This is a genomic window from Spirochaetota bacterium (genome assembly GCA_017999915.1).
Lineage (GTDB): Bacteria > Spirochaetota > UBA4802 > UBA4802 > UBA5550 > RBG-16-49-21.
Window position 1 is genome coordinate 109,541 of record JAGNKX010000014.1, and the last position, 20,590, is coordinate 130,130.

Sequence of the window (20,590 nt, forward strand, 5' to 3'; positions counted from 1 at the left end):
GAAATAATACAGGTATCGATACATTGTTCCGATCATAGAAGAGGGCGAGTAGCCTCAGGTCCGCGGGAAAATGCATGCCCGCCGGCCCGACAATAACGCGCTGGTGCCTATGACAAACAATGTAATAGTCGTGCCGAACCGTTGCAAGGACCAATATGAGTTCGAGTACCTGATCGACCTGCAGGAGAAAATACTGAAGGACGCCAGGGAACTGGACCTGTCGCGGATCTCCTTTATCGAGCCATATTCGATGCTATCGCTGCTGCTGATGGGAAGGAACTATCTGCGGAAAAGCGGCAACAGGCTCAGGCTCACCGGCATCCCCATCAACATTCACCAGTACCTGCACCGGATGGATTTCTTCGAGACCGGCGTGTTCGACGTGCCCGAGCGGCTCAACGAGAAAATGCTCCTCAAGCGAAGCTCCTTCAGCAACCGCATACTGGAAATAACCGAGATTCCCAACAAGGAGCGCGAAAGCGTCCGCGTCATTACGGCCATCGTGGGCGTGTTCAGGAAGCGCGCCGCCCATATCCTCAAGTACTGGCTCACGGACCGCATTATCGATTATTTTGTCACCGTCATATCCGAGATATGCCAGAACATCTACGAGCACAGCCTCGATTCGGGATACCTTGCCATGCAGACCTATACCATAGGCAAGGAAAACATCGTGAGGCTTTCAATCGGGGATTCCGGCATAGGGATACAGAAAAGCTTTGAATCAAGCGAGATCAGGTATGAGTCGCCGGCCCACCTCATCGAGATGGCGCTCACGACGCCCCTGTCAAGCAAGAGGGAATTCGGGTACGGTCTCTGCCAGGTTAATGCCATCGTGGAGAAGCTGAAGGGTTCCATCTTCATCAGATCGGGCAACGCCTCCGTATCGACGCTGTACCACAAGAAAAGCGCCGGCGCGTCCTTTATCTTTCAAAAAAATGATCTGAGTCCCTTTGACGGAACACAGATTTCAATATCATTAATGGGATAAGAAGGGACCATGGTCATCAATATTCAAAAAAAAGCGGAAGAACTGAAGATAAAGACGCCGGACCTGATCACGCGGCCCTTGGGAAGGCGTATGTACAATTCCGTCAAGGGTGTGGTTGAGCATGTCGATGGGGGGGAGACGGTGGTCCTTGATTTCAGCGGGATCAAGGTCATCGATTCGTCGTTCATAGACGAGATGATCGTGAAGCTGATCCTTGATTCGAAGTCATTGCCGCGGGCGTTCTACATAAAGCTTAAGAACATATCGGAGATCGCGGAGACGAATATCGACCTGGTGTTTCGCTCCTATTCCAATTATAAAAATAAAAAAATTGTTGTAATTACCGAAAACATCTGCCAGAATAATGTCTTCTTTATCGGTCCCCTCTCGGACCGTGAGCGTGACGTTGTGGAATTCCTGAGGGTGAACAAGTCGATCACCGTGGATGATATCGTCAAGTTTACGGGACAAACACGGGAGCAGGTGATGAAAACAATGGAAGACCTTGACGCCATGCGGGCCGTCAAGAAAGTGAAGAATGATGCTTTTTTTCCCGTATAGTCCGCCGGTGCTGAACGAGTCCGGGCGGGGAAGGAAATCGCGGCGGCCATGAAACCATCGGCAAAAAATGTTACCAGGACAAAAGATGACACCCTCTACGGCCTCCTATCCTCGTATAAATCGAGCTATACCTATATCCGGGTTCTCATGTCAGAGGACGATGATTCGGTCATTCTCCAGCTGACGGGAAATCCTAAGAATTTCGAGGCCCTTGCGCAGGATAGATACGCACACTACCGGGCACTTCGGAGGCTTGAGATCGGCGCACCTAAGGTGTTTTTGAAATATATCGTGCCGGAAAACCTGATTGCCATCCTGGGGCCGATGCTTGATTTGAACATACCCGCCGACAAGGTGGTGATAACGGACAGCCTGAAAAAAAACGGCATCTATGCCATTGAAACGGCCCTCAAGTATAAAGTGAGAATGGTCCAGGGGGTCAGGAAGATACTCAACATGAGTCCGCAGAAGCGCTATGAGGTCATAGAAAAATACTTATCGGGATATCAGGAATAGGGACATGACTGAAGAATTCGATTCACTGGGTGATAAGACAAAACAGGTCGACATCGCAATGAAGTACACGAAGGGCGATATCCTCAAGGCCAAGGAAATGGCCTCGGGGCAGTACCTTGATGTCATGGTCGTCAAAGGGAAGTTTCTGGTGGATACCAAGGGCACCTCGGGTTTTTTTCTCGCCTTTTTCAATTATATCCAGGAATACATAGCCAATGTAACGCCAATCATATCGTCGCGGCCCGTTCTTTTCGAGAAGACGAGAATATTCGACGACTGGAGAACCCTCTACAACGATCTCCAGGCTTTCAAGGACAGCAGCGACATTGTGGATTCGCAGAACTTCGCCTATTTCCTCATAGATTCGTTCGTGGGGTATGACGTTTTTCCCGACGTGCAGGAGCATAACCTCGACGATTTGACGAGAACCATCACCGAGATCATCGGCAAATCCTTCAACGCGGCCTCGGTGAAGTGCCAGATCGAGATGGAGGCAACCAGTTCACTCGCCCTTGAGACGGCGGGTGTAAGGATCGATATGCCCGGATCGGAAGGGCAACCCGGCGCTCAGATCCCCGCCGGGCCTGAGGATGAGCGGATCAAGGCGATCGAAAGGGAAGCGAAATACGTGATCGAAGGGGCCGCCGTGCTCTCGCCGGTAAAGGGGAAAAATGTCAGCGACCTTATTTCAGGTGACAAGATAAGGGTCCTTCTGACGGGCAAAGACGTTGTCACTGACAAGATATTGAAGCTCCTGAACGCCTACGATGCAGAAGGGGCCCGTACGTCCATCACCGGAAGGGTGAAGGCGAAGGTTCCGCTGGAAAAGAAGGGATATATTCTCTATGCCCTTGTCGCCAAGGGCGTGCTGACGAAGATCATCGAGGAAGAGAACGTCAAGATCATGCTAGATCAGCCCCTGGATGAATTCGCCGAGGAACCGTCCGGCTTTGACAGCCGCCTGGTGTATATCATTTCCGCCATCGTAGGGCTGGTCATCCTGCTCGGAATAATACTCTTCGTGCTACTCTGAGTATGGGCAGTCGACTAACATGGGTTCTCCCGCTCATTTTTGCCGTTTCACTGACCTTCATGGGACAGATGCCCGACTGGAAATATTTCAGGGACCGTGAAGGCAACACCTACTTCATCGATCAGGCCGGGAAAATACGCCTTACCACCGTGAAGAAATACCGCTATAAGGCGGTATCACCCCGCGGTATCGATTATTACCTCGAATACGGCGCCGAGCTTATCAAGGAGCACCGTCCCATTGAGGGCCTGTCCGTTCTCAAGTCCATCTGCGCCCTCCCGAACGATAACAACAGGATTTACCGGGCCCAGGTAAAAGCCGCGGAGCTTGTCATGGCCCTGAGGAAGCGCAACGGCAATCGTTTCGACAGGATGAACGAGTCAGCGTCTCTCATGTTCTTCCAGACGGATGAAGGGATTGAAATCATCAATGACCTGATGCGCTATTCTCTCAGGGCGCCCGGACCGGTCGAGGTCATCCGCAAGGTCGACCGCGCCGGCCTGGATTACCGCTATTCCGGGATTCTCCTCGGCATTCTTCCGGCCGGGGCCGGCGATGGCCGCGGCGAGGCGGCCTATGAAATGCTGGTGGCCGTTGACACTGAGAAGTTTGCGGTTCCCTATAAGAATCTTTCCGAAGCCATTGAAAAATGGAAAGGTAACATCGGGTATGAAGGCCTCACCCGCGAGGTGCTGGCGCAGGACGGTAAACGGTTCATCTGCTCATTCAGGAACGGCGGGGAGCCGCGGTACGCCGGGATCGAGGGCGTTTTTCTCAACGGGACCTACAGCCATTACGTGAGGCTCATTTCATCGGGAAAGGCATATCCAGGCCTGGAGAAGCGCATGAGGACCCTCATGGACGGGTTCCGAGTCGTTGGCCGGAACGACTGACGGCGTTACCATGACGTGAATTCCAGGGCGGTTTCGGTGCAGTTGTCCTGCCTGTCGCAGTACATGCAGTCCTTCCAGATCTTTTCGGGCAGCGTGTCCATGTTGATCACGGAGAAGCCGTTTTTCTCGAAGAACGCCGGCGTATAGGTCAGGACGAAAATCCGCGGCGTGTTGGTCGCCCTGATCCGCGTGATGAGCGCTTTCAGCAGCTGCGAACCGATGCCCCTGCGGAGGTAGCCTTTGTTTACCGCCAGGGAGCGGACTTCCTTCAAATGGTCGCCGTAGTCGAAGAATGTTATCACGCCGACCGCGGACCCGCCGATTTCGGCGACCAGGAAATTATCGAGGGTGCGGGAGATGTCATCGAGGGTTCTCGAGAGAAGAATGCCCTCCGCCGAATAAGAAGTTATCATCTCGTGGATCGAATCGATATCGTTCGATGTGGCATCCCGTATAGCGGCGTTTTCTTTCAATGACCATACCTTCATGTTGTGATGCGGCTTCAGGGCCCTGCGGACGCCCCGGTCCTCCGGCGATCAAATGCCGAAAAGGCATGGCCCTTTCTTTTGCGTATGACAATGCCTACCGACCGCCGTGGACGCGGCGGACCCTGCCGATGCGGGGCCCCGCATACGGAAGCACAACCGCCTGTTTCCGTTCGGTGATGTTACCTTTTTATAATCCGTGTATTTTCCGCAAGCGAATATTTCTGGTAGGTGGCAATTTTTTTCAATGCCTCTTCGGCGTCGGCGCTGTTCTTGTAGGGGCCGACGAAGATGCGGTAGCGGGCGTTATTTTTTGATAGAATGACCGTATGGCCGCGGCGGCTTAAAAAGCCGGCGATTTTTTGGGACATATCATGGTCGTACTCGCTGGTGAGCCTGATGGCATAGGGGTAGCTTTTCTTAGGGAAAAGATTCTCCTGGGAAACCGATTCAGCGGGCTTTTCCTTGCTGAAGAGCGGGAGACTCTTGCCGATGTCGGCAACGGCATTGTATGTCTTTTTATCGACAAGATCGCGCTGGGCGCCGCCGACAAACTTTATCCCGATGACAATTCCCGCCGTGAATGATATGATGCAGAGGGACGTTATCAGGAAGAATATCCTGCTGGCTTTCTTTCTGACCCTCTCCATTTCACGCGGCGTGTTCTGGGCCATTCGGGGCAGGTATTCAGGGTCGTAGGTATCGGTGAATTGCGGAGGGGCTATCCGTATATTTTTTCTTTCATAGAAGTCGATATTTTGCATGTCCGGATCCTGTATGATAGTTTCGTTTTCATGGCGCGCGACCGGCCCCCAAAAGGTATCACGGTCTGAATGTACCATCCTTATTAAAATTCGACATTAGCAACCATTTGCATAAGAAAATATTTTAAGGCGGAGGACCCGGGGCATGGCGTGATCTGTCAATAAATGCAGATAAATTTTTACGAGGCAGTTTTTTTCTTGATTAGTTATGAATATATTGATTATTTCGTTTTCAATCCCAATCAAGGAAGAAACGGTTTAAACGTATTGTCGGAACCGGGAAGGCCCTTTATCCGGCCGGGGAAGGAACGACGTGGAACCTTTTATGCTCTATAACTTGGTATAACACATGATCGATGTAACAGCATATGATACCTACGCAATAATTTCGATCAAGATCGAGGAAATTGACTTTGTCAAAACCCCCCGGCTGTCGGAGATTATCAATCAGAACCTGGAGAAAATAAAGTATCCTGACATTATACTTAACCTGGATAATCTCTATTATATTGATTCGACCGGGCTCAGCTCCCTGATCAACATCAGCCGCAAGATCAAGGAGTATGATAATGAGATGGTCGTGGTCTGCAGCAGCGCGAAAATCCTTCAGCTCTTCGATATAGCCAAGGTGGGAATGTTTTTTAAGATTTTTGACACCGTGGAACGGGCCGGCCAGTATCTGGCAACGCGGAAAAAGCCGTAACCGGCCTCTTCACGGGCCGGCGGTTACTTCATGGCGGCCGCTTTTTTCAGATTTCGTATCTCCGTTTCGGTCAGGGTCCTGTGGGCCCCTTTCTTGAGGCGGCGCAGCGATAGCATGCCATAGGCGGTCCGCTCGAGGCTCTTCACCTTGTACCCGAGGTTCAGGAAGGTATACCGTATCTGCCGGTTTTTCCCCTCAGTCAGTACGACCCTGACACGCAGGCGGGCTTCATCGACGCACTCCACACGGGCCGGTCCGGTTTTTATCTCAAGCTGATGAATGTATACGCCCCGGGCTATGACCGCCCTGTCGGCTTCCTCGAGGGGCCTGTCCAGCACTACCTCGTATTCCTTCGTTACATGAAACTGAGGCTTGTTCAGCCTGTAAGCGAGATCGCCGTCATTGGTGAAGAGCAGGAGGCCCGAGGTGTCGCGGTCGAGCCTACCCACGGGGAACACGCCGGCGCGGCGGTATTTTTCAGGGATCAGGTCCATGACGGTGAGGCGGCCGCGGTCGTCGCTGACGGTGGTGACGTATCCTCGGGGCTTGTGCAGGATGAGATAGTGATGCCCGGTGCGCGGCTCCACCGGCGAGCCGTCGAGGGCCACCCGGTCGCCCGGCTCCACGAGGGTCCCCAGGGCGGTGACCTTCTTCCCGTTGATGGATACGCGGCCGGAGGATATGAGCTCCTCCACCGAGCGGCGCGATCCCAGGCCTGATTGCGACAGGTATTTATTGAGTCTTGTTGACATCGCCCGTGCCGGCAGGTTTCTTCTTTCCTGTTGCCTTGATCTCTGGTTCGGGGCTGGTCTCTATTGAAATCTTGGTGAAGCGCAGCTCGAAGTCCTTCATGCTTTTCTTTATAATGTAGTCGTTGCCGCGCTTGGCTATGCTCAGGTTGTGCTTGAACGAGGTGCCGTTGGAAAAGACGATCTCATTCTTGTTGAAGTCAAGCTTGTATGCGCCCACGATCGGCTTTTCCTCGTTTCCCTTCATGTAGGATTTGTACTTTTCGCTCTCGTACAGCTCGAGGCAATGGTCGGTAAAATCGCCGAATTCGTTGGTGCTCCACCACTTGCCCATGAGATACTGCTTTATCTGGGCGTGTTCGGCGTTCATGAAGCTGGAAACGACGCGGTTCATCGAATCCTTCGACTTCGACGAGTAGATGGATATATTCGGCCCGAAGACCCAGCCCGTGAGTCCTTCCTTGGTCGATACCTTGTACCAGTAGCCGCTTGTCTTTCCGACCCAGCTCTGCTCCCTGGATTTTTCCAGCACCTGCACCGAGGTGCCCTTGTTCAACTCCGTAACGATGCCGGAAAAAATCATCGGATCGATCCTCATGGCCGTGTATCCCTTGAGAATGATGCCGTAGGTGTCCTTGGTTATGGCGTCCCCGCTATTCGAGCAGGAGAGGCCGGCGATGGCGATAATGGCGGCCGTAATGAGGCCGAAAAATTGTGTGCTGGTTTTCATGGCACGATCACGCTATATCCTATTGATTGTTGTTCATCAGAGTTACAGGCATTCCATTTTTCAAGTATTTTCTTCAACCGGCGGTTATTTTATTGAACCGGGGCGGGATTGGATAGGAATACCCCGGAGAATAATGGACTTGCTTCGTAGAAATTATCTTGACGACTGGCGCTATTTTTGCAGTTATAATCAACCATTTGATGGGAAAATTCCGGTTAAACACATTTCCATATTCTTGGTTGTCCTCTTCTATATGCTCGGCGGCATAGAATATGTCAGGACATACGCACGGTACTATCGTGAAAAAAAGGCTCAGAACCTGTTTTATCATTTCGCTTCTTTTGTTTATGGCACTACCGGCATCCGCCTCATCCGAAAGCATGAGCATAATCCGTGCCGACGGCGGCGACTACCTGCCCCTCGATGAATTGATTTCCCGCGCCGGCCTCGATCATTCCTTTGACATGATATCCCAGAAGGGAAGGCTGTACCGCAAGAATCACACCGCGGTGTATGGGGTCGGCCTGGCGGTAATGCTCGTGGACGGCAGCCTGTACAAGTCATCCATGGCGGTTCGGCGTATCGGAGGAAGAGTGCTGATTCCCCTTGACGGGGGTGAGCGCATCCTGCTGGCCCTCAATCCGGACATGCGGACCCTTCGAAAGGGGGGAGCGCTGGAGTTGGAACTGGGGACCGGAGAGGAGAAGGTCCCGGACCGCAAGAAGGATACGCAGCGGCCCGGTGCAAGGGACCGGATAAGTTTCATCGTCATCGATCCGGGACACGGCGGGAAAGACCCGGGAGCGCTCGGACGGGGCGGCCTCAGGGAGAAGGATATCACCCTGAAGGTGTCGCGCTACCTTGAGAAAAAATTAAAGGCAAAGCTTCCGGAAATACGGGTGTACATGACGCGCGGGGATGACCGCTTCATCGAGCTTGCCCTGCGGACGGAGATAGCCAACCGCCTGCTGAAAAAGAACGAGAATGGACTCTTCGTCAGCGTACACGTCAATGCCTCCCTGTCGGCGCGCATATCCGGGTATGAAACCTATTTTCTCTCGCAGAATCCGACCAATGAAGAGGCGCGCAACACGGCCGCACTGGAGAATAATGTCGTCGTCCTTGAGAATACGCCAAAGAAGCGGGGGAGCCGCGATGACGCGGATTATATAGAGGCGATGATGATCACCACGCAGATACAGAAGGAAAGCTCGGCCCTTGCCGGGTCGATACAGGAGGGGATGGCGAAGATAAACAGGGCTTTCGCTTCCCGGGGGGTCAAGAAGGCCGATTTTTTCGTCCTCCGGGGCGTGTTGATGCCGGCGGCCCTGGTTGAAATAGGGTATATCTCCAATAAAAAAGAGTCGCAGTATCTGAAAAAGGATGCCCACCGGGAAAGCGTGGCGGAGGGCATAAGCAAGGGTGTCGAGCTTTTCATCAAGAAGTACAACAGCCTGATCAAGGTCAATTGACGACGGATCCCCGTGGAGAGCGTCCCCAAACCTGCATCCATTTAATCGGCGGCGCCGAAAAAAATCCTTGATTCTACGAAGGCCATTTCCTAATGTACCTCAATCGCGGTGCCGCATATGAAATTTGACATGAACAGCACGAAGAACAACATTAAGCGCATGGTCCGGGCCCTGGCGGAAAGAATACGCGCCTTCTATGATGTGCGGATAAAGAGAAGGATCGCTGCGGCGGTTACCATGGTGCGGACTGAATTTATCGATTATCCCGCCGGAAAGGAAAGGAACCGCCGCCTCATCCTTCTCTTCACCGGGATTTTCATCGCCGACTACCTGATGTACTGCCTCCATACGGATAAGAACATCGTCGACATATTCCCGGAACTGCCGTCCATGGCGCAGGAAAAGAATATATCGGTGTATCTCCCAGCCCTAGACGGGGCAACAATCTTTCGCGAGAAGCGCGCCATTCCCGTTTACAACAACGATGAAAAGACGGCTAAGCTTCTTTTTGAGATCGTCGCGAAGGGGTCTCTCTATGACAACACCGCCATGGCGGTGCCCGCCAACCTTTTTGTGAGGAAAGTCTGGATCCATGGACCTGCCGGGAAAGGCGGCACGGTGTGCGTCATTGACCTGGAGCCCGCCGAGCTGCGGTCCGCCGCGACGGTCATACGGAATTCAGAGAGCCTGTTCAAGCGGGCCCTGGAAAAGACCATAACCGAGAACATACCGTCGATCAAGACGGTCCTGGTGCTGGAAAAGGGAGTTTCCGGCACCGCTCTCTGGGAGCTTTAACCGGGCCACTCACCCTTAAAAACCTCCACTGCGGGCCCGGAAAGATAGATCGTGTTGTCGTCTTCCCTCCATTCGGTTCTTAGATCGCCACCCCTCAGGTGTATCAGGATTTTTCTCTCCGTCAGCTTGTTGAGAACACAGGCGGCCGTGACCGCGGACGCGCCGGTTCCGCAGGATAGGGTCTCGCCGGTTCCACGCTCCCAGGTCCGCTGCACCACCTCGTTACGATTGAGCACCTTGATGAATTCGACATTGGTCCTGTTGGGGAAGAGCCTGTGGTGCTCTACAAGGGGGCCGTATTTGTCGACGGGGAACTTATCTATCTCCTCCACGAAGATGACGGCGTGGGGATTGCCCATTGAGACGGCCGTAATGGTGAAGCGGGACCCGTCTTCCATTTGCAGCGACTCGCCCACCACCATGCCCTGGTTGCCGATCATCGGGATCCGGTCGCGCCGCAATATGGGCTCGCCCATGGTGACGGTGATGCTCGTCACATGCTTGTTCTTAACCACGAGCTCCAGGCTCTTCGTGCCCGCCGCGGTCTCGATCCGGAGCTCCTTTTTATTTGTTATCCGGTTATCATAGAGATACCTGGCAAAGCAGCGGATCCCGTTGCCGCACATTTCGGCTTCGCTTCCGTCCGGATTGAACATCCTCATGCGGAAATCGGCCGTTTTGGATTCGAGAAGAACCAGAATGCCGTCGGAGCCGACGCCATAATGCCTGTCGCTCATGGCCCTGGCGAGCTTGCCGTATGAGGCGGTTTTCAGCTTCCTCCCGTCAATGATGACGTAATCGTTGCCAGTCCCGTGCATTTTTGTAAATTTTATCATCGCAGTTTCCCCGTTGTCATGGCCCGGTATGGAATTCAGCGCCTTGCAGTCCGTTGTCTGAATGGAAATATCATACCATACCCCATTGAATTGTAAAGTCATAAAAATAATTCCTTGATTGAAAGAGCCTTGTTGTACGATACAATACTATGGTGGCGCTGCTCTGCCGCCGTCAGATTCTGTAATGGGTATTGAAACCGGGGCACCAGGCATGAAGAGCATCTATATTCTCATAGTCTCCATGGCCCTCTCCTTGGGCGCGGCACTCTTCTTTTATATAAATGACTACAATGAATTTTCCAGGGGGAGGATGGCGTGGCTCCACAAGGACAGGGAGATGCGATCGCGCCTGCTGATCATACCGATACTGCTCTATCATAATATCGACGGCAAGGGCGCCTTTTCGATCGATGCCGACACCCTGAGAGAGCATTTTCAGCTGATCAGGGACCGCGGCATACGGGTCATTCCGCTGCGTGAACTCATCCACAAGCTCGAGCACCCGGCGCCGTACCGGGAGCGGGTGATCGCCATCACCTTTGACGACGGATACGGATCGATGTATACCAAGCTGCTTCCCCTGGTGCGTGAATTCGGATATCCGGTCACCCTGTTCGTGTATACCGATAACGTTAAACAAAAATCGACGAAGAATCTCACCTGGAACAAGCTGCGGGCCATGGACCGGCAGGGAATCGATATCCAGGCCCATTCCATCACTCACTGCGATCTGACCCAGCTTTCTAAAAAGAAGAATGATCCGGAAGCTCAGAAACGGCTTTATGAGGAGCTCTATCTTTCAAAAAAGATCATGGAGCTTTATATGAAGAAGACGATCGATCTCTATGCCTATCCCTATGGTAAATATGATCTGTCCATTATCGATATGACGTCAAAATCCGGGTATCGCCGGGCGTTTTCAACGGATTACGGTTCCAATATCATCACAAGGGATAATTTCTGCCTGAGGCGGCAGCATGTGAAAAGCAGTTATACCCTGAACTTCATCGACAACATCATCAGATAATGCCTTCCAAAGAATGGTCCTGAGAGAGGTATTGGGGGACATAAAAAAAATATTTTTCATAAAAATTGAATAATTTACCAATATTGTATACAAAACAACGGGATTAATGAAAGCAGTCACTTGTTATGCGATTATTATACCGGGCAATATCCCATTTTTTTATTGACAAATATAATAAGTGTTAATTAATAATAAAATCTTCGTGAAAATTGTCTTCGGATCAATTTCAAAATACATAGAAAAACCACAAGGAGTGGACGCGGTAATGAGAAGCATAATCGGGACAGCCATATTTTTATTTTTTTTCTGTGGCGCTTCCTTTGCTGAGGAAGTAATCCGGGTTGATAATCAGTATGTTCAGGAGTACAAGGGCCGTCTAGGCATCTGGACTACGGTGGATTCGCAGCCCAAACTCAATTCGTATATCAGCAAATTCTATATTACATTGAAGGAATTCCAGGAAATTAATGGAACCTCAATAACCTGGGGCCAGTTCGTTTTCATACCCTATTCGGAGAAATATATCCAGGAACTGGAGGCGCAGGGAGTGAAGCGCGACAGCCTGATCAGCCAGAAGAGCGATTTTATCTGGCCGCTGACACAGGTTGAGATTATCTCATCTACGTTCGGGATTAGAAACGGCAGGCTGCACACCGGCACTGACATGCCGGCCACCAATGGAACGCCGATCGTCGCCGTCATGGACGGCAGGGTCCTGGCGGCCCGTTATGAGGGCGGCTTCGGCAAGACCGTCACCATGGAGCACAGGGATAATTTTATAACGAAATACGCCCACTGCGCGGAAATGTTCGTCAAGGCGGGTGACGTTATTAAAAAAGGCCAGGTCATAGGAATGGTGGGCAGCACCGGAATCTCGACGGGCAACCATCTTCATTTTGAGATAAGGTACAATGACATTCCCCTGAATCCCCTGGATTTTCTGCCCTACAAGCAGAACCTGACCCAGTTGCATTTGCTGCGAAACTGGAAATAAAATAATTGCAGTGGAAAATGAAAAGGCGGCATTCAATGCCGCTTTTTTTATGATTGCCGTAATCCCTTAATCGCCTGTCACTTCGTTTCTGATTTCGTATCGCTCTTCACTTCGGTTTTTGAAGCCTTATCCACGGCATCCTCGAGATTGATGTTGTTGCTTTTCAGGAGCCTGGCCGTATCCCCGTCGATATTGTAGAGCTCGTCGATCATGGCTTTGACCTTTTCCGGCGTGGGGAAGGTCTTCTTGATTATCTGCTCTTCCTCGGGAGAACCGTTATAGGCAAGGTAGGCGATCCTGCCGATTATTTTTTCCACGTCCTTCTGCGAGTTGTTTATGATGCAGACCAGGTTCGGCCCCGAATTGAAGCCCCATTCAAAACCATCGTTGCAATCGACTGTAAAGGTTTCGGTAATGCCATCGCCATTGGCGTCCTCCGCGGAATATATGGTTCCGCCGTCGGGAGTCCTGCCCGTGACGCGCGTCAGATATTTAACGGGACCGGTGTCCGATATCTTTCTCGATATCCTTTCGCGGGAAATGCTGATTTCCGCCTCCTTTCTGTTCACTATCAATGAAAGGAAGATCGCCACGTGTTTTTTCAGGACCTTGTCCCTCACATTGAGGTAGAAATCCTTGTAGTTGGCGCTTACATAGTCCTTTGAGGAGCTCTTCTGCAGCTCAATTTTTCGATCTGTTATAATGATGAAATTCGGGCTGCCGGAGATTTTATTGACCCACAGATCGGGGATGGCCTGTTTTCCGAGCTCATGGGTGAGCCTGTTGTTCCTGACTTCTTCCGGGTTGTCGTATCCGTCCTCGATGAACAACACTTTCTTGTCCTTGATGACCATCAGGGCCGCGAATGAGTTGTCGGTGTACTCATACTCATTGGAGTTCTCATCATGGATTTTTTCAAATTGCTGGTACATGACGCGGTTCTCGTCGTATCTGCTCAACTGTTTGATATCAATCATCAACATGGCTTTTTCTTTGGACGAGGAGGACGTCACCGGCATGAGAAACGCGATGACAGCCGCGAAGACCAGGATTTTACGAATTATATGTCTCATTGGGGTTCCTCCATGATTAGTGGCGTGATCACCGCCTTTCCATAGTTAATTGTAAGGTAATAGTAATCGGCAATTTGTCAAATATTTTTCATGGATTGTCGTTTTTATCATTGCGGCGTCGTTCTTTCCGCCACCGCGCCTTGTCGTACTTGGTCCAGCTTTCCACCGCGTGGCTGGTCAGCTTCTTTTCTTTATCAGCCTGTGTCAGGGGTGCTTTTTTCGGCTTTTTATGGCTGTGCTTGAGGCGGGCATTGAGCTCTTCCAGCTCCTTTGCGGTCAGGGTCGCTTCCTGGGCCATGAATTGTTCCAGGTCATGGGGCGCGCCGGTTGCGCCGTTCAGCGAATCGACCAGGGCCAGGATCTTTTTCCTGTTCACGAGATTGGTGACGAGGGTGTCAGGCTCAGGCGCTGCGTCATGGAGGCACGCGCCGATGGCGCCGGTCATAGCGGCAAGGGCCGCGGTCGAGCCCCCCTCGGACACGGCTGCGCCAAGGGGTATCGGTGGGGCAGGCGTCAGAAAAGTCAGCGCAAGGGCGTAGGGCAAGAGAGCCGACGGGTGATTGATCGTCGCGCGGGTAACCGGTGTCTTCAGGCTCCGGTTGACGCCGGAGACGATGATATCCTCAGCCGCCTGGAGCGTGTCCGCGGATGCGGTTTCGGAGAGGATGTCCATGAGGGATTGCAGCTCCTTCGTCAGGGAGCCGGGATTCACGGCCCGGGCGAACACGGCCGCTGAATCGTTCTCAATGGTGTCCAGGATGCGGTGGGCTGCTTCAATTGAAGATGTAATGGGATCTGCCGCAGGGCCTCCGCCGGCCTTCAGTATCCTGAGAAGTGTTGAGTAAACCAGGGCTGCCGCGACCGTGGACAGGTCAATTGTGAAAAGGCGCACGGCCGAAATGACATCCAGGATGTGGTCAATGGAACCGGAACTCCTGAAGCTGAGAGCCGAGATTATCGGGATGATCCGCGCGCAGGGCTGCTCGCTTGCCTGCCGGGGGGCTGCCGGATCCAGCATCCGGGCAATGAAATTCCGTTCCACGGCGCCGGCATAGCGGAAGATGCCGTAATCCGACCCTGCGACCCCGGGAGAGGAGGCGACTGCTCGCTGGAAGCTATCGGCGCAGGAGCCTCGGCGCGGGATGGACAGCGCCATGATGAGGGCAAGCTGGGAGATCGATGAGTAGAGGCCCGGCTTGCGCCACTGGTCGATCTTGTTTTTAAGGGCCTTTTCGGGATCGATATAGTCATTGATGGTCTTGAAATGGGAGCGTATGTGGCCCTTTGACATGCCCTCAACGGCCGATCCCAGGGCGTCACCGATAATCATGAATGTCACTACTCTTTGCAACATGGATCGCACTTTGCACCGGTCGCTGTTTTCATGCAATTATTTTTCTTTCTGCTGTGGAAGGGGCTGGCGCATTATGTTCCATATGTCCCCATAGCCGCGGCTAAGCCCCGGGATTTCCGAAGGGGTGCGTTCAAATTTGACATTTCGAGGCGTCCTTGACCTCGATTTTTATTATTTTTCTTGCATTATCCCCCTCACAGTTGGTATAATAATCAGAAATGCGTGGAACGACGGTGCCACTCCCCGGGGATGTGCCGGGGGATAAAATAAACATAATACGGGCACATCATTCACGGTTTCAAAAAGGAGGAGTTCTTATGAAAAAAACAATCGCTCTGGCGGTTGCCCTCGCGGCTCTGTCATGGGGCTGCACCAGGGAACGGGTAGATGAATACGCCATGGTCACCTTCATGATCGGCGATGTGATGAAGAACAGCGCGGCGGTTCAGATAGGAGATGTCATTCAAGAGAAAGATGTTATCCAGACGGGAACTGATTCCTTCTGCGACATAAAGATCGGTCAATCCCTCATCAGGGTCAAACAAAAGACGAAGGTCGTCCTGGCGACCCTGATCAGGCAGGGCGGCATGGAAAACACCGCCATTGACCTGAGTTCCGGCAAGATGCTCTGCAAGCCGAAAAAGCTCATCAAGTCCGAATCGTTCATGGTGAAGACCCCGACGGCGGTCGCCGGCGTGCGCGGCACGCAATTTACCGTTGAAACAGACTCCACCGGCACCTCCCGCATCAAGGTGTTTGAAGGGTCCGTGAAAGTGGCGAAGAGGGTGAAGGAGCTGGAGGAAAGCATGCCCGAGGTCCTGAGCATTGCCCCGGACCTGAACAAGGAAGAAAAGGTCGTCATAACCAAGGAAGACGTTGATAAGGCAGAGAAGATCGTGCGGAAAATAATGAAATCCGAATCGGCAAAGGGCGGCGAAGCCGCGAAGGAAGCCCTGATCAAAAAGGCCGGCAAGGAACTGACGGTGAGCAAAAAAAATATCGAGAGATTCGCCGCCAGTGACTTTGAGAAGGACAACCGCGAGATCATCGACATAAAGCCGAAGTCGGCCGAGGTCATCAGGGAGATCAGCAAAGCCGTCGAGGAGGAAAAGGAGGAGCCGCGGCCCAACGGAAGGCTCCTCATAACCCGCTTCGAGGTGTATTTCATTCAGAACGGCAAGGTCGAGTGGCAGGGCTCCCTTGCGGAGGAGCCGGTCAAACAGGGTGACAGGATCTATGTCGCATCCGGCGAATATGTGTTCTGCGCCTCCGTGGACGGGCCGGTCATCTGGAGAAAGCAGGTGGCCAACGAGGGAAAGCTGCAGATACGGGACAGGGCGCTGGTCATTTCCGCCCAGGGCCGGGAAACCAGGCTGGACCTCAAGACCGGGGAGAGGTTGTAATTTAATCCTAACTCCTCTTTTGGCTAAGGAGAATGGGGTTGGAGCCTCCTGATCGTCTTACCTTCTATTCAGCAGAAATTTATTTCAGAGAACGTGCCCATATAAGGTCCGCCCGAAGGGCGGACACCTATCGGGCGTCTGTTTGAAATCGAACCCCGCGCAGCGGGTTCGATGAGTTACGCCCGTAGCCAACGCCGGCACCTGAGGCGGCGGGGTGATGAAGAGCGCGAGAGGAAGAGGGAAGCCACCCTCTTCCTCTCGCAAAAATTGCAAGACCGGCTCCCGGTCACACCCCCTGTCAGGGGGAAATAGAAAAAAATATTCACATCAAATCGATAATCGACAGCACCACTTTCGTCCCGTTGATCAGATCGCGGATCATGATGAACTCGGCGGTGGTGTGCACCTTCCGCATGCCGGCGGAGAGGTTTATGGCGCTGATGCCGGCCTTGTTGAGGATATTGGTATCGCTCCCGCCGCCTGAGACCTCGAACTGGTGCCGGATCCCGACGCGCTTCATGGCGGCAGCCGCGAGCTGCGCGATGCCGTCATCGGGGCTGATGGAGAAGCCGGAATACTCCATGGTCCTGGCAATGGAGCAGCCTGCGCCGTAGCCGGCGGTGACCTCCTTCGTCCGTGCCCGGATGACGCGTTCCTGCTCGTTGAGCTTCCGCAGATTGAGGGAGCGCGCCTCGAGGACGCACTGGGCCTTTTCAGGCACGATGTTTGTGGCGCGGCCGCCTGCTATGGTCCCCACGTTGACGGTGGTTTCGTGATCGATCCGGCCCGCCGGGAGACGGGTGATGACATCGGCGAGAACATTGATGGCGTTGATGCCCTTTTCCGGCTCCATGCCGGCATGGGCGGCTTTCCCCTTTACGGTGATGGTCATGGTGGAATGATAAGGCGCCTGGAGCACGATCTTGCCGACGGGCCCGTCGCTGTCGAATACGAAGGCGTGCTTGGATCTAAGCACCGAGGTGTCGAAGCCCTTCATGCCGTGAAGCCCCGTTTCCTCAGCGCAGCTTATCAGCACCTCGATGGCGCCGTGGGCCATGCCGTTTTCCGCCATATACCGCAGGCTTTCCAGGAACATGGCGATGGCCGCCTTGTCGTCGCTTCCCAGAATGGTGGTGCCGTCCGAGGTGATCCTGGCCCCCGTCACCCGGGGTTTTACATGATCGCAGGGCGTGACCGTGTCCATGTGGGCCGAAAAGAGGACCGGCCTGCGCTTCGGGTCCCCCGGCTTGGTTAAAAGGAGGTTGTATGAATCGCCGCAGGGAATGGATCGTGCCTTCACGCCGAGCTTTTTCACCGCGTTCATGATATAGGCCCGCATCTTTTCTTCATGCCACGACGGCGATGATATTTTCGCCATGTCGGTGAAGGTCTTGATCAGGCGCTTTTCGTTGAGCTGAAACATTGATAAACCTCGTAACGGCGGATTTTATTGTCCACGGGCCCCTTGGGTCCGGTCATATGCTGCTCAGGTAGCTTTTTATCCTGAGGGAATACTTCTCCATGACGGCATCGCGGTCCTGCGTGGTCTCGCCCTCCCCATAGAGGTGTATCAGCGGCTGCGACGCATCGGGCAGTATCAGCACCCAGGCATTTTCCTCGCATATGCGGATTCCGTCAATCAATTCAATTTTTTTATCAGCCCCGGCCGTCGTCATCTCGCGCATGACCGCAGCCTTTTCGTCGGCGGTGCAGTATATGGAGGTGTGGATGATGTTGCCCTTGGGAAGGGACTCCTTGATCGCGTGGAGCGGCTTATTTTCGAGGGTGAGAAAGTCGAGGAGCAGAAGGAACACGATCATCGGGTCGTACCGCAGCTCGAGGTGGGGATAGCGGCCGGACCCTCCCCGGAAGAGGTCGGTGATCCCCTCCGGCGCGCGGAGCGTGGTGCTGGTGCGCGTCACGGTCCCGCCGGCGGCGCTCACCAGACGGTCGAGGGTCATTGACGAGGTCACCGGTATGTGTATGACCGTGTCGCCGCGGTATTTCAGGTGGTAGAGGCAGAGGATGGCGATGATGTCGTCGTCCGTGAGGATCTGTCCGCGCTCGTCCGCCACGGTTATATGATTGCTGTGGGGACCCACGATAACGCCGATCTCGCCGTTCATGCGCGCCATCTGCACGATGCTCTCGATGGCGTTGCGGGTGTCGGATTTGGTCTCCTCCTCCCTTGTGAATTCCTTGATCTGCCCCCGCAGGACCGTCGTGCCGCAGCCGTAGGCCGAGAGGAGCTCCGGGAATACGTGCGCGGCGGTGCCGTTGAAGCAGTCCATGATGACCTTCCATTGCTTCACGCCGGGGAATGATTCGGTGACGTAGAACCGTGTATTGTGTATGTAGGATTCGATGTGGTGGCTCGGGTAGAAGATCTTCCCGGTCTCGAAGGCCTCTTTCCGGGGATAATCGCCCCTGAAGAAAATGTTCTCGATCTTCTTTTCGCTGCCCAGGGGTATGTCGAAGCCGTGCTTGTCGAAGAGGCGTATCTGGATGAACTGCAGCTCCGTGAGCGGCGCGATCTGAATGTATACGCCCATGTCCGCGTTCAAAAACCGCGTTGTGTAGCGGTTCACCGGCATCGATTCGATTTCCATGTCGTAGACATCGACGCCCATGGAGAGGAGCCCGGCGGTGAAGGCCCGCATGATGAGGCGCGCCGCCGTCGTGGTGTCGCGGCTCACGGTCATCTTCGCGTCCTTGCCGAGAAAGGCTCCGATGGCGGATCCGAGCTTGGAGGCGAATTCGGGCGTTATCTTCACGTTGAAGGTGCCGACGATGCCGTCGGCTGAAAAGAGGGTCTTCTTCTCGCGCTGGCCCCAGACGATGTCCTCGGCGAGGCGGGTACCCGGCTCGATGTATTTGTCCGGCCAGATCCTGATGCCGGCCGCGATCTCGACGCCGGCGCCGATGCGGCAGTCGTCGCTGATGACGGAGCTCTCGTACACCGCCACGTGCTGCTCGAGGACGCATCGCTTCCCGATGACGGCGCCGCGGAGCTCGCACGTGGGGCCGATGATGGTGTTGTGGAGTATGACCGATTTTCGTATCGACGCGTTCTCCTCGATGACGCAGTTGTCGCCTATCACGGAGAATTCGGCCACTTCGGCCCCCTCCTTGATCTTTACGAAATCGCCCATGATAACCGGTCCTCTGATGAGCGCGGTTGGGTGTATCTCGATGTCCTTTCCCGCCCAGACGTCCGGGGCGATCTTTTTCCCGGGAAGGTCGATATTCACCAGGCCGCCGAGGATGTCCCGGTGCACCTCGGAATAGGTCGTGAGATTGCCGATGTCGCACCAGTACCCGTCGGCGATGTACCCGTAGAGGGGAATGTTTTTCTCATGGAGGAGCGGGAAGAGGTCCATGGAAAAATCGAACTTGGCGTCCGGCGGGACCAGCTCGTGTATGACCGCGGGATTCACCACGTAAAGCCCGGTGTTGGCGGTGTCGCTGAAGACCTCGCTCCATGAGGGCTTTTCCAGGAACCGCTCGATCCTGCCGTCCTCGCCGGCGATCACGATGCCGTAATCCGTGGGCTTGCTCACGCGCTTGAGGACGATCGTGAAGGAAGATTCTTTCCGCCGGTGGAATTCCAGGATGTCGGAGATATTGAAGTCGATGATACCGTCGCCGGAGAGGACCACGACGGTGTCCGTGCTGTCACCGATGGCCTTCTTGACGCCCCCGGCCGTGCCCATGGGCGTTTCCTCGAGGGAATAGGTCATTGAGACGTTCCACTCGGATCCGTCGCCGAAGTAGTTCTGCACGTTTTCCGGCAGATAAAAGAGGCTGATGATGATGTCCCGTATCCCGTGCCGCTTTAGAAGATTGATGGTATGTTCGATGACCGGCTTGTTCACAATGGGAACCATCGGCTTGGACCTGTTGCAGGTCAGGGGCCTGAGCCTCGTTCCTTCGCCGCCGGCCATGATGACCGCTTTGATCATGAATGCTATCTCCTCATTAGCGCGGTAAAGCGCTATACAGATTTGAACCGGGATGCCTCTGATATATCAAATGAAAAGATGCTCTGACCGGGATATGCGTTGATGGGCGCCTCTAAAAATTTGAATTTTCAAGAGAGCAACATTGAAAAATTCTAATTTTTACCCTGAAAGTGCCCCAAGGGAACATCCATATTTGATTTTTCGTGGTTCCCTTATTGCAGAGCGCGACGCATGGTGAAGGTAGTATGG

At 53.6% G+C, this 20,590-nt stretch carries 21 protein-coding genes; 11 read left to right on the forward strand and 10 right to left on the reverse strand.

The window, feature by feature from the left end:
- Positions 1–109 precede the first annotated feature (109 nt).
- The 5 genes from KA369_18920 to KA369_18940 are packed head-to-tail and all read left to right on the forward strand — an operon-like array spanning position 110 to position 3,994.
- On the forward strand, positions 110–991 hold the full coding sequence (locus tag KA369_18920; GenBank protein ID MBP7738057.1) for a sensor histidine kinase: 882 nt from the start codon (positions 110–112) through the stop codon (positions 989–991).
- Between the two features lie 9 nt (positions 992–1,000).
- Positions 1,001–1,552, forward strand: coding sequence for a DUF4325 domain-containing protein (locus tag KA369_18925; GenBank protein MBP7738058.1), 552 nt, complete (start codon positions 1,001–1,003; stop codon positions 1,550–1,552).
- A gap of 48 nt (positions 1,553–1,600) precedes the next feature.
- Positions 1,601–2,068 (forward strand): hypothetical protein, encoded by a 468-nt coding sequence (locus tag KA369_18930; protein MBP7738059.1) that lies wholly within the window; start codon positions 1,601–1,603, stop codon positions 2,066–2,068.
- A 4-nt stretch (positions 2,069–2,072) separates the two neighbouring features.
- The gene (locus KA369_18935; protein MBP7738060.1) at positions 2,073–3,101 is read left to right on the forward strand and encodes a hypothetical protein; all 1,029 of its coding nucleotides are present in this window, start codon (positions 2,073–2,075) and stop codon (positions 3,099–3,101) included.
- 59 nt (positions 3,102–3,160) lie between these two features.
- Entirely contained in the window at positions 3,161–3,994 is an 834-nt protein-coding gene (locus tag KA369_18940; GenBank protein ID MBP7738061.1) for a hypothetical protein, read from the forward strand.
- 5 nt (positions 3,995–3,999) lie between these two features.
- Here the strand turns inward: KA369_18940 and KA369_18945 are convergent, their stop codons facing one another.
- The gene (locus tag KA369_18945; protein MBP7738062.1) at positions 4,000–4,467 is read right to left on the reverse strand and encodes a GNAT family N-acetyltransferase; all 468 of its coding nucleotides are present in this window, start codon (positions 4,465–4,467) and stop codon (positions 4,000–4,002) included.
- A 194-nt stretch (positions 4,468–4,661) separates the two neighbouring features.
- Entirely contained in the window at positions 4,662–5,243 is a 582-nt protein-coding gene (locus KA369_18950) for an SPOR domain-containing protein (GenBank protein ID MBP7738063.1), read from the reverse strand.
- A 349-nt stretch (positions 5,244–5,592) separates the two neighbouring features.
- On the opposite strand from KA369_18950, the gene KA369_18955 reads away from it, so the two are divergent.
- Positions 5,593–5,946, forward strand: a complete 354-nt coding sequence (locus KA369_18955; GenBank protein ID MBP7738064.1) for an anti-sigma factor antagonist — start codon at positions 5,593–5,595, stop codon at positions 5,944–5,946.
- Positions 5,947–5,969: 23 nt separating this feature from the next.
- Here the strand turns inward: KA369_18955 and KA369_18960 are convergent, their stop codons facing one another.
- From KA369_18960 to KA369_18970, 3 genes are all read right to left on the reverse strand, one after another.
- Complete coding sequence (locus KA369_18960) at positions 5,970–6,698, reverse strand: rRNA pseudouridine synthase (protein MBP7738065.1); 729 nt, start codon at positions 6,696–6,698, stop codon at positions 5,970–5,972.
- Positions 6,679–7,425 (reverse strand): SH3 domain-containing protein, encoded by a 747-nt coding sequence (locus tag KA369_18965; GenBank protein MBP7738066.1) that lies wholly within the window; start codon positions 7,423–7,425, stop codon positions 6,679–6,681. The genes KA369_18960 and KA369_18965 overlap by 20 nt, the downstream gene beginning before the upstream one ends.
- 73 nt (positions 7,426–7,498) lie before the next feature.
- Positions 7,499–7,807, reverse strand: coding sequence for a hypothetical protein (locus KA369_18970; GenBank protein MBP7738067.1), 309 nt, complete (start codon positions 7,805–7,807; stop codon positions 7,499–7,501).
- Between KA369_18970 and KA369_18975 the strand changes: the two genes are divergently transcribed.
- Together KA369_18975 and KA369_18980 are read left to right on the forward strand one after the other, a co-directional pair.
- Positions 7,806–8,897, forward strand: a complete 1,092-nt coding sequence (locus tag KA369_18975) for an N-acetylmuramoyl-L-alanine amidase (GenBank protein ID MBP7738068.1) — start codon at positions 7,806–7,808, stop codon at positions 8,895–8,897. The genes KA369_18970 and KA369_18975 overlap by 2 nt on opposite strands.
- Before the next feature lie 117 nt (positions 8,898–9,014).
- Positions 9,015–9,692 (forward strand): hypothetical protein, encoded by a 678-nt coding sequence (locus tag KA369_18980; GenBank protein MBP7738069.1) that lies wholly within the window; start codon positions 9,015–9,017, stop codon positions 9,690–9,692.
- Here KA369_18980 and KA369_18985 read toward each other — a convergent pair.
- On the reverse strand, positions 9,689–10,525 hold the full coding sequence (locus KA369_18985; GenBank protein ID MBP7738070.1) for a diaminopimelate epimerase: 837 nt from the start codon (positions 10,523–10,525) through the stop codon (positions 9,689–9,691). The two genes, KA369_18980 and KA369_18985, sit on opposite strands and share 4 nt — an antisense overlap.
- A 214-nt stretch (positions 10,526–10,739) precedes the next feature.
- Here KA369_18985 and KA369_18990 point away from each other — a divergent pair, with 214 nt between their 5' ends.
- On the forward strand, positions 10,740–11,555 hold the full coding sequence (locus KA369_18990) for a polysaccharide deacetylase family protein (GenBank protein ID MBP7738071.1): 816 nt from the start codon (positions 10,740–10,742) through the stop codon (positions 11,553–11,555).
- Positions 11,556–11,820: 265 nt separating this feature from the next.
- Positions 11,821–12,549 (forward strand): M23 family metallopeptidase, encoded by a 729-nt coding sequence (locus KA369_18995; protein MBP7738072.1) that lies wholly within the window; start codon positions 11,821–11,823, stop codon positions 12,547–12,549.
- A 77-nt stretch (positions 12,550–12,626) separates the two neighbouring features.
- On the opposite strand, the gene KA369_19000 is transcribed toward KA369_18995, so the two are convergent.
- Positions 12,627–13,622 carry a hypothetical protein gene (locus tag KA369_19000; GenBank protein ID MBP7738073.1) on the reverse strand — a complete coding sequence of 332 codons (996 nt, stop codon included), beginning with the start codon at positions 13,620–13,622 and terminating at the stop codon, positions 12,627–12,629.
- 88 nt (positions 13,623–13,710) lie between these two features.
- A complete protein-coding gene (locus tag KA369_19005) occupies positions 13,711–14,952 on the reverse strand; it encodes an ADP-ribosylglycohydrolase family protein (protein MBP7738074.1) in 1,242 nt (413 codons plus the stop codon).
- 341 nt (positions 14,953–15,293) lie between these two features.
- Here KA369_19005 and KA369_19010 point away from each other — a divergent pair, with 341 nt between their 5' ends.
- Positions 15,294–16,379: a FecR domain-containing protein gene (locus KA369_19010; protein MBP7738075.1), complete on the forward strand. Its 1,086-nt coding sequence runs from the start codon at positions 15,294–15,296 to the stop codon at positions 16,377–16,379.
- Between the two features lie 322 nt (positions 16,380–16,701).
- Here the strand turns inward: KA369_19010 and KA369_19015 are convergent, their stop codons facing one another.
- Both KA369_19015 and KA369_19020 read right to left on the reverse strand, forming a co-directional pair.
- On the reverse strand, positions 16,702–17,802 hold the full coding sequence (locus KA369_19015) for a M20/M25/M40 family metallo-hydrolase (GenBank protein ID MBP7738076.1): 1,101 nt from the start codon (positions 17,800–17,802) through the stop codon (positions 16,702–16,704).
- A 52-nt stretch (positions 17,803–17,854) separates the two neighbouring features.
- Positions 17,855–20,341: an NTP transferase domain-containing protein gene (locus tag KA369_19020; GenBank protein ID MBP7738077.1), complete on the reverse strand. Its 2,487-nt coding sequence runs from the start codon at positions 20,339–20,341 to the stop codon at positions 17,855–17,857.
- Positions 20,342–20,590: the final 249 nt, after the last annotated feature.